The sequence below is a fragment of the Pseudomonas sp. GL_139_B genome (assembly GCF_057834475.1).
Map to the genome: position 1 here is coordinate 2109072 of NZ_CM174403.1, position 13688 is coordinate 2122759.

The window sequence follows — 13688 nt, forward strand, 5'->3', positions numbered from 1 at the left end:
ACGCTCCCAAGCTCGTGATAGCATCCGCGCCTATGAAGTTTCCAGGAAGATTCACCAGTGGCGTGCTGATGCTGTTCACCAGCTGCGCGGCGCTGGCCCAAAGTGAATTGGATGTGCGGATCAAACCGTCCAACGATGAACTCAAAGTCAATATAGAAGGCTATATCGGCAGCCTCGGCGATCGTGACGAAGAAGCTTTGCAGCGCTTCAGTCGAGGCGCCGAGGAGCAGGCGCGCAAGGCCGCCCAGGCCCTGGGTTATTACCAGCCGCAGATCGACAGCGATGTGACGGGCGGTAAAACGCCGCGCCTGGTGCTCAATATCGACCCCGGCGAACCGGTGCACTTGCGCAATGTCACGATTCGCATCGACGGCCCGGCCGCTTCACTCAAGTCTTTTCGTGTGCCCAAAAGCGCTTCGCTGAAAACCGGCGCGGTGCTCAATCATGGTCATTACGAAGACGCCAAACGCCTGATTCAGAATCAAGCCTCGCGCTTCGGCTTTTTCAGCGGTCACTTCACCAGTCAAAAACTGTTGGTGGACCCGCGCGCTGGCGTGGCCGATATCGAGCTTATTTATAGCAGCGGCCCGCGCTACGCCTTGGGCAAGGTCAGTTTCGAAGGCGACACACCGTTTGACGAAGACCTGCTGCAACGCATGGTGCCGTTCAAGCAAGGCGCTCCTTACGACTCCGAACTGATCGCGGAGCTCAATCAGGCCATGCAATCGAGTGGTTATTTCGACAGTGTTCGAGTGGATGCGACGCCGACGGCGTCCAAAAATGATGTGATCCCGGTTGATGTCAAACTCGAAACCCGCAAACCTCGGACCATGGGCCTGGGGCTGGGTTACTCGACCGACGTCGGTCCCCGGATCAAGGCGAACTGGACCCGGCACTGGGTCAACCCACAGGGGCACAGTTATGGCTGGGAGGCTGAAGTCTCGGCGCCCCGGCAAAACGTCGGGCTGTTCTACGACATTCCCCTGGACCCGCCGCTGACCGACAAACTGCGTTTTGCCGGTGGTTATCAGAACGAAGAAATTGACGGCACCGACACCCGCAGCAAATTGCTGACCATCGGGCCCGAGTGGCACAGCAAACTGCCCAGTGGCTGGCAACGCGTGGTGTCGCTGAAGTGGCAGCGCGAGGATTACAAACTGGGTGACGATTCGGGGTTGAGTAATTTGCTCATGCCCGGCGTCAGCTACTCCTACCTAAAAAGCGACAACCGCATCGATCCGCACAACGGTTACCGCCTGCAATTCGAGTCCAAAGTGGCTAAAGAAGGCCTGGGCTCGGACAACAACTTGTTGTACGGCACTGCGTTGGTAAAAGGCTTGACCACGGTTTTCGACAAACACCGGTTTCTCGGCCGGGTGCAGGTCGGCGGCAGCGCTACCAATGGCTTCAAGTCAGTGCCGCCGTCGTTACGGTTTTTTGCCGGTGGCGATCAGAGCGTGCGCGGTTACGACTTTCAAAGTCTGTCCCCGGAAAACTCCGAGGGCGACCGTATCGGTGGCCGCTACATGGTGGCGGCGAGCGCAGAATACCAATACTCAATCGCCGAAAAATGGCGGGTTGCGACCTTCGTTGACCAGGGCAACGCCTTTAATACACTTGATCTGCCGAGCCTCAAGACCGGGGTGGGTATCGGCCTGCGCTGGATCTCGCCGGTGGGGCCGTTGCGCCTCGATCTGGCCCACGCGCTGGATGACGACGGCGGCATTCGACTGCACTTCTCCATGGGGCCTGAGTTGTGAATCGTGGTTTGAAAATAGTGCTGCTGGCGACTCTGGCGCTGCTAATGCTGGTCGTTGTCGCCGTCACCACGGTATTAGGCACCGCTGGGGGTAGCCGTTGGGCGCTCGGTTTTGTGCCAGGGCTGACCCTCGAAAATTTTCAGGGGCGTCTGGGTGGACAATGGAGTGCCGATCATCTGGTGTGGCAGCAGGACACCCGCCGGGTCGAACTGAGCAAAGTGATTTTCGCTTGGTCACCGCTGTGCCTGACACGGATGACGTTGTGCATCGAGCAACTGAAAGTCGATCAGGTCACCCTGCAGTTTCCGCCGGGCACCGAAGAAGCAAGCAGCGGGCCGATCAGCCTTCCGGATCTGACATTGCCGTTGGCGATTGAACTGGGTGATGTCCAGGTCGGCAGCCTGTTGTTCAACGGCAGCGAAGCACTTAAAGGCCTGCAACTGGCGGCGCACTGGACGGCGCAAGGCTTGCAAATTGATTCAGTGAAGTTGCAACGCGATGACCTGAGCCTGAACCTCTCCGGCCTGCTGCAACCCAGCGGTAACTGGCCGCTCAAGGCTGAAGGCAACCTGACCCTGCCGGCCCCGGAGCCTTGGGCGCTGGCGCTGAAAGTGGACGGCGACCTGCTGAAAACCCTGAACCTGAAAGCCGACAGCAGCGGTTACTTGAACGGGCAACTGACCGGTGAATTGCAACCGCTGGCGGACAACCTGCCGGCCAAGGTACGAATCACCGCCGACGGCTTCAAACCTGCCGCCGACTTGCCAGACACCTTGCAACTCAATCAGCTGGAACTCACCGGCGACGGCGACCTGAAAAACGGTTACCAGTTGCAAGGCAAAGCCACGCTCCCTGCCGAACAAGGTCCGGTCGCGTTGCTGCTGCAAGGCAAGGTTGACGCCAAGGGCGCGCAGATCGCCGGCCTTGACCTCACCGCCAACGACAAGCAAAGCCTCAAACTTAGCGGCACCCTCGACTGGAGCAAAGGCCTGAGTGCCGACGCGAAAATCGACTGGCTGGATTTTCCGTGGCACCGCCTCTATCCGTTGATAGACGAGCCGGACGTCGCGTTGCGCAGCTTCAATGGCGACATCTCCTACACCGACGGCCAGTACCTCGGCAGCTTCACAGCGGCGCTGGATGGCCCGGCCGGCGCCTTCACCCTGAACAGCCCGTTCAGCGGCGATCTGACGAAAATCTACCTGCAACAAATCCAGCTCCAGGCGGGGCAGGGCAAGGCCGAAGGGCACCTGAACCTGCAATTTGCCGACGGCATTGCCTGGGACACCGCACTCGACCTGTCAGCGATCAACCCGGCGTATTGGGTGGCGGAGCTGCCGGGCACACTGGCCGGGCCGTTGCGCAGCAAAGGCGAGATGAAGCATGACAAACTCAGCCTCAATGCGGACCTCGACCTGAAAGGCAAACTGCGCGGGCAACCTGCCGTGATCCAGGCCAAAGCGGATGGCGGCGGCGAGCAATGGAACCTCAATGCGCTGCAAATCCGCCTCGGCGACAACAGCATCAGCGGCAAGGGCAGCCTGCAACAGAAACTCGCCGGTCAGATCGACATCAAGATGCCGCGTTTGGCCCAACTCTGGCCGCAACTGCGCGGACAACTGAACGGCCGCATCGATGTCGCCGGCACGCTCAAGGCGCCGCAAGGCAAGCTAGGGCTGCAAGGCACGCAACTGGCTTTCGACGACAATCGCCTGCAAAGCCTCAACCTCGACGCGACCCTCGACAGTGCGCAACGGGCGAAAATCGACCTCAAGGGCAGCGGCATTCAAGCTGGCGCCACGTCGCTGGGCACGCTGACCGCCAGCGGTCAGGGTGACATCAAAAACCAGAAACTCAGCCTCGATCTGCAAGGGCCGCAATTGAAACTGGCCCTTGGTCTAGACGGTGCGCTGGACCAAGGCAACTGGCGTGGGCGCCTGGCCAGCGGTGACATCCAGACCGGTGGTCAGGACTGGAAACTGCAAGGCCCGGCGAAACTGGAGCGGCTGGCGGACGGCAAAATCAACCTCGGCGCTCACTGCTGGATGTCCGGCCCGGCCAGCCTGTGCGGTGACGACCAGCGCTTAATGCCGGAGCCCACGCTGCGTTTTCACCTCAAGCAGTTCCCGATTGAAAGCCTGGCGCAATGGCTGCCCAAAGATCTCGCCTGGAAGGGCAGGCTCAACGCCGACCTGCAACTTGACCTGCCCGCCAGCGGCCCGAATGGCCTGATCAGTATCGACGCCAGCGGCGGTACGTTGCGCATGAAAGAGAAGGACCAGTGGCTGGACTTCCCGTACCAGACGCTGAAACTCACCAGCAAACTCACACCGAAACGCATCGACACCGACCTCAACTTCGTCGGCGGCAAGCTCGGCGAGTTGATGGTTCAGGCGCAGCTCAATCCATTGCCAAAGAACAAACCGCTGACCGGCTCGTTCCGCTTGAGCGGCCTGGACCTGTCGGTGGCGCGACCGTTCGTGCCAATGGTCGAGAAACTCACCGGGCGCTTGAATGGCAGTGGCACGATTACCGGTGGCCTGTTGGCGCCGCAGGTTAACGGCAGCCTGTTGCTTAGCGACGGCGAAGTCTCCGGGCCGGAGTTGCCGATGGCGCTGCAAGCTTTGCAGCTGCGAGCAGTGATTGCCGGTGAAACCGTGCAATTGAATGGCGACTGGAAAAGCGGCAAGACCGGGCAGGGCACCCTCAACGGTAACATCGCCTGGGGGCAGGCGCTGGTGGTGGACCTGGCGCTCAAGGGCTCGCAGTTACCGGTTAGCGTCGAGCCGTACGCCAAGCTGGAAGTCGCGCCGGACCTGAAGATCTCGATGAAAGGTGACGAGCTGGCGATCGCCGGCAAAGTGCTGGTGCCCAAAGGCGATATCACCATCCGTGAGTTGCCGCCTTCCACGGTCAAGGTATCCGATGACGTGGTGATCGTTGGCCAACAGACCGAAGAGGGCAAACCACCCTTGGCCATGAAGATGGACATTGATGTGGTGGTCGGCGCTGACAAGCTGAGCTTTGCCGGGTTTGGCCTGACCGCGAATGTGCAGGGGCAGGTGCACATCGGCGACAACCTGGATACGCGGGGCGAACTGTGGCTCAACGACGGGCGTTATCGCGCCTACGGTCAGCGCCTGACCGTACGCCGGGCACGCTTGTTGTTTGCCGGTCCCCTTGATCAGCCGTACCTGGACATCGAGGCGATTCGCCAGACTGATGACGTGATCGCCGGTATTCGCCTGAGCGGCAGCGCCGAACAGCCGACCACGCAGATCTTCTCCGAACCGTCCATGAGCCAGGAACAGGCGTTGTCCTATCTGGTGTTGGGGCGTCCGCTGAGCACCAACGGCGAAGACAACAACGTGCTCGCCCAGGCCGCGCTCGGCTTGGGTTTGATGGGCAGTTCGGGGGTGACCGGCGGATTGGCCAAAAACCTGGGAATCCAGGATTTCCAGCTGGATACCGAGGGCAGCGGCAACACCACCGCCGTCGTGGCCAGCGGTAACCTCTCGGAAAAACTCAGCCTGCGTTATGGCGTAGGCGTTTTTGAACCGGCCAACACCATTGCCCTGCGCTACAAGCTGAGCAAGAAGGTTTTCCTCGAAGCGGCGAGCGGCGTGGCGAGTTCGCTGGACATCTTCTACAAGCGGGATTTCTAGGCCCGTTTCCTTCAAAGACACCGAGTCGCCCCCATCGCGAGCAGGCTCGCTCCCACAAGGTCCGCTGTGAACTTGTGGGAGCGGCGGTGCGACGATTCGACTTGCCCGCGATGGCGTCAGTGTGCCCGACGCAAAATACCCGACACCATTGGTCAACTAATTACCAAGCAGGCTAACTATTACGTTGACATTGGCTGCCTAGGCAGTAACATTCGGTCATACATTCACTGCCTAGGCAGCTAATTGGTGGACTGATGAAACATTTCACGCCAGACGAATTCCGCAATTGCCACCTCGGCCTTTTGCTCGGGCGCGCCGCGCTACTCAAGGACCGGCTCATCGACACTCACATGGAACCTCACGGCATCACTGCTGCGCAGTTCAAAGTGCTGATCATCATTACCCAGTACGGCGTCGATACCCCGGCCGAGCTGTGCCGTCACCTGTCGCTGGACAGCGGTTCGATGACCCGCATGCTTGATCGTCTGGAACAGAAAGGCTTCCTCGTCCGCCAACGCTCCGAGGCGGATCGCCGCCAGGTTCAACTGGTGCTGACCGAAGAAGGCCAGGCACTCGCCGACCGTCTGCCGCACATCGGCGCCGACGCGATGAACGAACTGGCCAGGGCCATCACCCCGGTTGAATTGAAAACGCTGGAACAGATTCTGAAGAAAATCCTGGTAGCAGCTGGTGATTCGATCACCCTGCTGCGGGTAGGTGACAAATGAACAGTAAAACCCTGCGTACCGGCCTCAGTCTGGTACTGGCCGCCATGACCCTGGCCGGTTGCGCCAGCTACAGCGGCCTGACCACCAAAGGCCAAAGCCTCGACGCGAAAACCCTCAAGGCCGGTCAATCCCTCAGTGGCGTAACCCTGTCGCCGGCGGCCTGGCCGAAAGCCGACTGGTGGAAAAGCCTCGGCGACCCGCAGCTGGACGGTCTGATCCGCGAAGCCCTGCACGACAGCCCGGACATGCAAATCGCCGACGCCCGCGCGCATCAGGCCAGCGCCGCTGCCTACGCCGCCGACGCCGCGCGCATGCCGACCCTCGATGCCAGCGCCGGCGTCAGCCGTTCGCGACTGTCCCGTGACCAAGACCCGACCGGGCAGGGCGACACTTACGCCACCGTGCGCAACATCGGCGCCAGTTTCAATTACAACTTCGATCTATGGGGCGGTCAGCGCGACGCCTGGGAAGCAGCGTTGGGCCAAGCCCGTGCTGCCGAAGTCGATCAACAGGCCGCGCAGTTGACCTTGGCCGCCGACGTCGCCCGCGCCTATAGCGATTTGGGTCAGGCGCACATCGTCTATGACCTGGCTAATGAAGACCTGACACGCACCCGCAAAATGCTCGACTTGAGCCAGCGTCGCCTGAGTTCAGGCATCGACAGCGAGTACCAGCTCCAGCAAACCCAAAGCCTGGAAGCCACGTCCGAGGCCAGCCTGATTGATGCCGAAAAACGCCTGAACAGCGCAAAAATCGCTCTGGCCGTGCTGTTAGGCAAAGGCCCGGATCGCGGCAAAGAAATCGCTCGGCCGAAGATCCTTCAGGCCAGCGCTGTCGCTCTGCCGTCGGTGTTGCCCGCCGAGTTGCTCGGTCGTCGTCCCGACTTGGTGGCCGCACGCTGGCGAGTCGAGGCGGCGAGCAAGAACATCGCCGCCGGCAAAACCCAGTTCTATCCCAACTTGAACCTCAGCGCCGCCGCCGGTGCCGAATCGTTGTTGGGCGACGCAATGTTTGGTTCGGCGAGCCGCTTCTTCAATATCGCCCCCACGATTTCCGTGCCGATTTTCGACGGCGGCCGCCTGCGTGCCAACCTCGATTCGCGCGACGCCGATTACGATCTCGCCGTGGCGCAGTACAACAAAAGCCTGGTGAAAGCACTCGGTGACGTCAGCGACACCATTAATCAGTTACACGATATCGGCCGGCAGATCGGTGCTCAGCAGCACGCTACCGATATTGCCCAGGATTCTTACAACACCGCGCTCCAACGGTACGGTTCCGGCATCGGCAACTATCTGGACGTGCTCAGCATCGAGCAGCAGTTGCTCCAGGCCCAGCGTCAGCTGGCCAACTTGAATGCCGAGCAGATCGACCTGTCGATCCAATTAATGCAAGCGCTGGGCGGTGGATTTCAGGGCGACACCCTGACCGCAGCCAACGCAACCCCAGCCACGCAGTACAACTAATTCAAGGTATTGGTCATGGCCACTGTCGATGCACCTCAAGCCCCGGACAACGCGCAAGACACAAACAATCCGCGCAAACGCAAAGTCATGTTGGTCGCGCTGGCGATCCTGGTCGTCCTCGCCAGTGTCGGCGTCTGGGGTTATCACGAACTCTACGGGCGCTGGAAAGAAAGCACCGACGACGCCTACGTCAATGGCAACGTGGTGGAAATCACCCCGCTGGTCACCGGCACCGTGGTCAGCATCGGTGCCGATGACGGTGACCTGGTCCACGAAGGTCAGGTGCTGATCAACTTCGACCCGAACGACGCTGAAGTCGGGCTGCAAAGTGCCCAGGCCAATCTGGCCCGCACCGTGCGTCAGGTACGCGGCTTGTACAGCAACGTCGACGGCATGAAAGCCCAGGTCAATGCCCAGCAGGCTGAAGTGCAGAAGGCGCAGGACAACTTCAATCGCCGGAAAAACCTCGCCGCCGGCGGCGCGATTTCCCAGGAAGAGCTGTCCCACGCTCGCGACGACCTGACCTCGGCGCAAAACGCCCTGGCCAACGACAAACAGAAATTGAACACCACCAGCGCTTTGGTGGATGACACCGTGGTCTCATCGCATCCGGACGTGATGTCGGCTGCCGCGCAACTGCGTCAGGCCTACCTGAACAACTCGCGCAGTACCTTGATCGCGCCGGTCACCGGTTACGTGGCCAAGCGTTCCGTGCAATTGGGTCAACGGGTTCAGCCGGGCACCGCGTTGATGGCGGTGATTCCGCTGGATCAGCTGTGGATCGACGCCAACTTCAAGGAAACCCAGCTGCGTGACATGCGCATCGGTCAGCCGGTGGACATCGAAGCCGACCTCTACGGCAGCGACGTGAAATACAGCGGTACCATCGACAGCCTCGGCGCCGGCACCGGCAGCGCGTTTGCCCTGCTGCCAGCGCAAAACGCTACCGGTAACTGGATCAAAATCGTGCAGCGCGTACCCGTGCGGATTCACATCAACGCCGAAGAACTGGCCAAGCATCCATTGCGCGTGGGGCTGTCGACTCAGGTCGATGTGAACCTGCGCGACCAGAGCGGCCCGGTACTGGCGCAACAGCCGCCGCAAAAAGCCTCGTTCAGCACCAGCATCTATGACCGTCAGTTGGCCGAAGCCGACGCGATGATCACTCAGTTGATCCACGACAACAGCGCTGCGGTCAGCAAGACCGCGCAACGCTGATTCGCCAATCCATTAGCTGCGCCTGGCTAAAGGGCGCCGCGCCCACCCGGTTTCAAAGGATTCGCGATGAGCAATAACGCCTCTTTCACGCCGCCCAGCCTGCTGCTCAGCACCATCGGCCTGTCGCTGGCGACCTTCATGCAAGTGCTCGACACTACCATTGCCAACGTGGCGCTGCCGACGATTTCCGGCAACCTGGGCGTGAGTTCGGAGCAGGGCACGTGGGTGATTACTTCATTTGCCGTGAGCAACGCCATTGCGCTGCCGTTGACCGGTTGGCTCAGCCGCCGCTTCGGTGAGGTGAAGCTGTTTATCTGGGCGACCCTGCTGTTTGTGCTGGCCTCGTTTCTGTGCGGGATTGCCACGTCGATGCCCGAGTTGGTGGGCTTTCGCGTCCTGCAAGGTGTGGTCGCGGGGCCGTTGTACCCGATGACCCAGACGCTGCTGATCGCGGTTTACCCCCCGGCGAAACGGGGGATGGCCCTGGCACTGCTGGCGATGGTCACCGTGGTCGCGCCGATTGCCGGGCCGATACTCGGTGGCTGGATCACTGACAGCTACAGCTGGCCGTGGATCTTCTTCATCAACGTACCGATCGGCCTGTTTGCGGCGTGGGTGGTCACCCAGCAGATGAAAAAACGCCCGGTGGTCACCAGCCGCCAGCCGATGGACTACATCGGGTTGATTGCGCTGATCATCGGGGTCGGGGCGTTGCAGATTGTGCTCGACAAGGGCAACGATGCCGACTGGTTCGAGTCCAGCTTCATTGTCATCGGCTCGGTGATTTCGGTGATCGCCCTGGTGTTCTTCGTGATCTGGGAAATGACCGACGAGCATCCGGTGGTCAACCTGCGGCTGTTCGCGTATCGCAACTTTCGTTTCGGCACCATCGTGTTGGTGCTGGGGTATGCCGGATTTTTCGGGATCAACCTGATCCTGCCGCAATGGTTGCAGACGCGGTTGGGCTATACCGCAACCTGGGCCGGTTTTGCGACGGCGCCGCTGGGCATCCTGCCGGTGTTGATGGCGCCCTTTGTCGGTAAATACGCACCGAAGTTCGACATGCGGGTGTTGGCGGGGCTGGCGTTCCTGGCCATCGGCATGAGTTGCTTCATGCGTGCCGGATTCACTAACGAAGTGGACTTTCAGCACATTGCCCTGGTGCAGCTGTTCATGGGGGTCGGTGTGGCGCTGTTCTTCATGCCGACCCTGACCATCCTGCTGTCGGATTTGCCGCCGAACCAGATTGCTGATGGCTCGGGGCTGGCGACGTTCCTGCGCACGTTGGGCGGTAGTTTCGCGGCGTCGTTGACGACGTGGATCTGGATTCGCCGGGCTGATCAACACCACGCTTACCTGACCGAAAGCATCACCCCGTTTGATTCGGCCACCCGCGAGACGCTGAAAACGCTGGGCGGGGCAGGGGCCAAGGCCTATTCGCAGCTTGATCAGATGGTGATCAGCCAGGCGTACATCATGTCCACGGTGGATTACTTCACCCTGCTGGGCTGGATGTTCATGGGGCTGATATTGATCGTGTGGCTGGCCAAACCACCGTTCACGGCCAAGGCCGGGCCTGCTGCCAGCGGTCACTAAGCCAGACACAAAACCCTGTGGGAGCGGGCTTGTGTTGGGCCGTCAGTTGGCGGGGGCTGCCAATTGTGGTGGCGGGGCGAAATCGAACGGTGCCAGGGCAAAGCCTTGCTCATCCACCTGCAACGCCCAGCCCTGACGATCCCAATCCCCCAGCACAATGCGCTTGGCCGCTTGCTCGCCCAGTTGCAACTTGTGGATGGCCGGGCGATGGGTATGCCCGTGGATCAAGGTTTTCACGCCGTATTCCTGCATGATCCGCGGAATTTCTTCTGGCGTGACATCCACAATGTCATTGGCCTTCATCCGCGTTTGCGCGCGGCTTTCACTGCGCAGCTTGCGCGCCAGTTTGTGTCGTGTGCGCAGTGGCAAGTGCCGCAGGATGAACAGGCTGATCGGGTTGCGCAGGTAGCGACGCAGCTTCATATAGGCTTCGTCGCGGGTGCAGAGGCTGTCGCCGTGCATCAGCAGCACCGGCTCGCCGTAAAACTGAACGACACTCGGGTCCTTCAACAGCGTGCAGCCGGCCTGTTTACAAAAGGCCTTGCCGAGCATGAAGTCGCGATTGCCGTGCATCAGAAAAATGGCCGTGCCGCTGTCGCTCAATTCGCGCAGGGCCTGGCAGATGGAACGCTGAAAGGGCGTCATGGCGTCGTCGCCAATCGACACCTCGAAAAAATCGCCCAGGATATACAACGCACTCGCCGAGCGGGCGCGTCCGGCGAGCAAATCCAGAAACGCCCGGGTAATGTCCGGGCGCTCCTCTTCCAGATGCAAGTCTGAAATCAGCAGTATCACTCAATGATCTCGGCTTTCTCGATGATCACGTCTTCTGCTGGTACGTCCTGGTGGCCGGCCTTCATGGTGGTGGAAACACCTTTGATCTTGTCGACGACTTCTTCGCCTGCAACGACTTTGGCGAACACGGCGTAGCCCCAGCCCTGAGTGGTCTTGGCGCTGTGGTTCAGGAAGCTGTTGTCAGCCACGTTGATGAAGAACTGGGCGGAAGCCGAATGCGGCTCCATGGTGCGGGCCATGGCAACGCTGTACTTCACGTTCGGCAGGCCGTTGTCGGCTTCGTTCTGGATGCTTGGGCGCTTGTCTTTCTTTTCTTTCATGCCTGGCTCGAAACCGCCGCCCTGGATCATGAAGTTGCCGATGACGCGGTGGAAAACGGTGTTTTCGTAGTGACCGGCTTTGACGTACTCGATGAAGTTGGCCACGGTGATCGGGGCTTTTTCAGCGTTCAGTTCCAGGACGATGTCGCCATGGTTGGTGGTCAGTTTGACTTGGGTCATGATCGGTACTCTTTAAAGGAATTCGTGGGTTTCGGGGCATTACAGCCCGCAACCGGTCTGGCCAGCGTCGGCCAAGGTGCGCAGTTTAGCGTGCCGGGCGCGAATTTCGAGGTTGTTTTTCATCGATAGCCGATTAAATACGACCGTTTGCAGGCGCGCTCTGTCAGCTGCTTGACAGCATCGGCTATGATAGCGGCTTTGTTTTATCTGGCCCTTCTTCTGGCCGCGCACTTGTACGTTCAAGGATCCTATGAGCAAGCCCACTGTCGACCCTACCTCGAATGCCAAGACCGGCCCTGCCGTGCCGGTCAATTTCCTGCGCCCGATCATCCAGGCGGACCTGGACTCGGGTAAGCACACGCAGATCGTCACCCGTTTTCCGCCTGAGCCCAATGGCTACCTGCACATCGGTCACGCCAAGTCGATCTGTGTGAACTTCGGCCTGGCCCAGGAATTCGGCGGCGTCACCCACCTGCGTTTCGACGACACCAACCCGGCCAAGGAAGACCAGGAATACATCGACGCGATCGAAAGCGACGTCAAATGGCTGGGCTTCGAATGGTCCGGCGAAGTGCGCTACGCCTCGCAGTATTTCGATCAGTTGCACGACTGGGCCATTGAACTGATCAAGGCCGGCAAGGCCTACGTTGACGACCTCAGCCCGGAGCAGGCCAAGGAATACCGTGGCAGTCTGACCGAACCGGGCAAAAACAGCCCGTTCCGTGATCGCTCCGTGGAAGAAAACCTCGACTGGTTCGCCCGCATGCGTGCCGGCGAATTCGCGGACGGCGCACGTGTGCTGCGGGCCAAGATCGACATGGCCTCGCCGAACATGAACCTGCGCGACCCGATCATGTACCGCATCCGTCACGCTCACCACCACCAGACCGGTGACAAGTGGTGCATCTACCCCAACTACGACTTCACCCACGGTCAGTCGGACGCCATCGAAGGCATCACCCACTCGATCTGCACCCTGGAATTCGAAAGCCACCGTCCGCTGTACGACTGGTTCCTCGACAGCCTGCCGGTGCCGGCGCACCCGCGTCAGTACGAGTTCAGCCGCCTGAACCTGAACTACACGATCACCAGCAAGCGCAAGCTCAAGCAGCTGGTGGACGAAAAGCACGTCAATGGCTGGGACGACCCGCGCATGTCCACGCTGTCGGGCTTCCGCCGCCGTGGCTACACCCCGAAATCGATCCGCAATTTCTGCGAAATGATCGGCACCAACCGTTCCGACGGCGTGGTCGACTTCGGCATGCTCGAATTCAGCATCCGTGACGACCTCGACCACAGCGCCCCGCGTGCCATGTGCGTGCTGCGTCCGCTGAAAGTCGTGATCACCAACTACCCGGAAGGCCAGGTCGAGAACCTCGAACTGGCGTGCCACCCGAAAGAAGACATGGGCCTGCGCGTTCTGCCGTTCGCCCGTGAAATCTACATCGACCGTGAAGACTTCATGGAAGAACCGCCAAAAGGCTACAAGCGCCTGGAACCGGCTGGCGAAGTGCGTCTGCGCGGCAGCTACGTGATCCGTGCCGACGAAGCGATCAAGGACGCCGATGGCAACATCGTTGAACTGCGGTGCTCCTACGACCCGGAAACCCTGGGCAAGAACCCTGAAGGCCGCAAGGTCAAAGGCGTGGTGCACTGGGTGCCGGCCGCGGCCAGCGTCGAGTGCGAAGTGCGTTTGTACGATCGCCTGTTCCGCTCGGCCAACCCTGAGAAGGCCGAAGACAGCGCCAGTTTTCTGGACAACATCAACCCTGACTCGCTGCAAGTACTCACCGGTTGTCGTGCCGAGCCTTCACTGGGCAATGCACAGCCGGAAGACCGTTTCCAGTTCGAGCGCGAAGGTTACTTCGTTGCGGATATCAAGGACTCGAAACCGGGCGCTCCGGTATTCAACCGTACCGTGACCCTGCGTGACTCCTGGGGCCAGTGATTCAAGGAACAT

Annotated in this window: 9 protein-coding genes; 7 read left to right on the forward strand and 2 right to left on the reverse strand. The window is 60.4% G+C overall.

Going from position 1 to position 13688, the window contains the following annotated elements; genetic code table 11:
• Nucleotides 1–32 precede the first annotated feature (32 nt).
• The 6 genes from AC3ISI_RS09745 (at nucleotide 33) to AC3ISI_RS09770 (ending at nucleotide 10433) form a co-directional block, all read left to right on the forward strand.
• Nucleotides 33–1760 (forward strand): autotransporter assembly complex protein TamA, encoded by a 1728-nt coding sequence (locus AC3ISI_RS09745; RefSeq protein ID WP_489336675.1) that lies wholly within the window; start codon nucleotides 33–35, stop codon nucleotides 1758–1760.
• On the forward strand, nucleotides 1757–5425 hold the full coding sequence (locus tag AC3ISI_RS09750; RefSeq protein ID WP_489336676.1) for a translocation/assembly module TamB domain-containing protein: 3669 nt from the start codon (nucleotides 1757–1759) through the stop codon (nucleotides 5423–5425). Before AC3ISI_RS09745 ends, AC3ISI_RS09750 begins: the two co-directional genes overlap by 4 nt.
• Nucleotides 5426–5679: 254 nt before the next feature.
• Complete coding sequence (locus AC3ISI_RS09755; protein WP_489336678.1) at nucleotides 5680–6153, forward strand: MarR family winged helix-turn-helix transcriptional regulator; 474 nt, start codon at nucleotides 5680–5682, stop codon at nucleotides 6151–6153.
• Complete coding sequence (locus AC3ISI_RS09760) at nucleotides 6150–7619, forward strand: efflux transporter outer membrane subunit (RefSeq protein WP_489336679.1); 1470 nt, start codon at nucleotides 6150–6152, stop codon at nucleotides 7617–7619. Before AC3ISI_RS09755 ends, AC3ISI_RS09760 begins: the two co-directional genes overlap by 4 nt.
• A gap of 15 nt (nucleotides 7620–7634) precedes the next feature.
• On the forward strand, nucleotides 7635–8837 hold the full coding sequence (locus AC3ISI_RS09765) for an EmrA/EmrK family multidrug efflux transporter periplasmic adaptor subunit (RefSeq protein WP_489336680.1): 1203 nt from the start codon (nucleotides 7635–7637) through the stop codon (nucleotides 8835–8837).
• 66 nt (nucleotides 8838–8903) lie between these two features.
• Nucleotides 8904–10433, forward strand: a complete 1530-nt coding sequence (locus tag AC3ISI_RS09770; protein ID WP_489336681.1) for a DHA2 family efflux MFS transporter permease subunit — start codon at nucleotides 8904–8906, stop codon at nucleotides 10431–10433.
• Between the two features lie 42 nt (nucleotides 10434–10475).
• On the opposite strand, the gene lpxH is transcribed toward AC3ISI_RS09770, so the two are convergent.
• Together lpxH and AC3ISI_RS09780 are read right to left on the reverse strand one after the other, a co-directional pair.
• Nucleotides 10476–11228: a UDP-2,3-diacylglucosamine diphosphatase gene (gene lpxH / locus AC3ISI_RS09775; RefSeq protein ID WP_489336683.1), complete on the reverse strand. Its 753-nt coding sequence runs from the start codon at nucleotides 11226–11228 to the stop codon at nucleotides 10476–10478.
• Nucleotides 11225–11728, reverse strand: a complete 504-nt coding sequence (locus AC3ISI_RS09780) for a peptidylprolyl isomerase (RefSeq protein WP_223520393.1) — start codon at nucleotides 11726–11728, stop codon at nucleotides 11225–11227. The genes lpxH and AC3ISI_RS09780 overlap by 4 nt, the downstream gene beginning before the upstream one ends.
• Before the next feature lie 250 nt (nucleotides 11729–11978).
• Between AC3ISI_RS09780 and AC3ISI_RS09785 the strand changes: the two genes are divergently transcribed.
• Nucleotides 11979–13676, forward strand: a complete 1698-nt coding sequence (locus AC3ISI_RS09785) for a glutamine--tRNA ligase/YqeY domain fusion protein (protein WP_489336685.1) — start codon at nucleotides 11979–11981, stop codon at nucleotides 13674–13676.
• The last annotated feature ends 12 nt before the right edge of the window (nucleotides 13677–13688 follow it).

Coding starts and splice junctions, on each gene's coding strand:
- AC3ISI_RS09745 (WP_489336675.1), top strand. CDS start 33: ATGAAGTTTCCAGGAAGATTCACCAGTGGCGTGCTGATGCTGTTCACC.
- AC3ISI_RS09755 (WP_489336678.1), top strand. CDS start 5,680: ATGAAACATTTCACGCCAGACGAATTCCGCAATTGCCACCTCGGCCTT.
- AC3ISI_RS09760 (WP_489336679.1), top strand. CDS start 6,150: ATGAACAGTAAAACCCTGCGTACCGGCCTCAGTCTGGTACTGGCCGCC.
- AC3ISI_RS09765 (WP_489336680.1), top strand. CDS start 7,635: ATGGCCACTGTCGATGCACCTCAAGCCCCGGACAACGCGCAAGACACA.
- AC3ISI_RS09770 (WP_489336681.1), top strand. CDS start 8,904: ATGAGCAATAACGCCTCTTTCACGCCGCCCAGCCTGCTGCTCAGCACC.
- AC3ISI_RS09780 (WP_223520393.1), bottom strand. CDS start 11,728: ATGACCCAAGTCAAACTGACCACCAACCATGGCGACATCGTCCTGGAA.
- AC3ISI_RS09785 (WP_489336685.1), top strand. CDS start 11,979: ATGAGCAAGCCCACTGTCGACCCTACCTCGAATGCCAAGACCGGCCCT.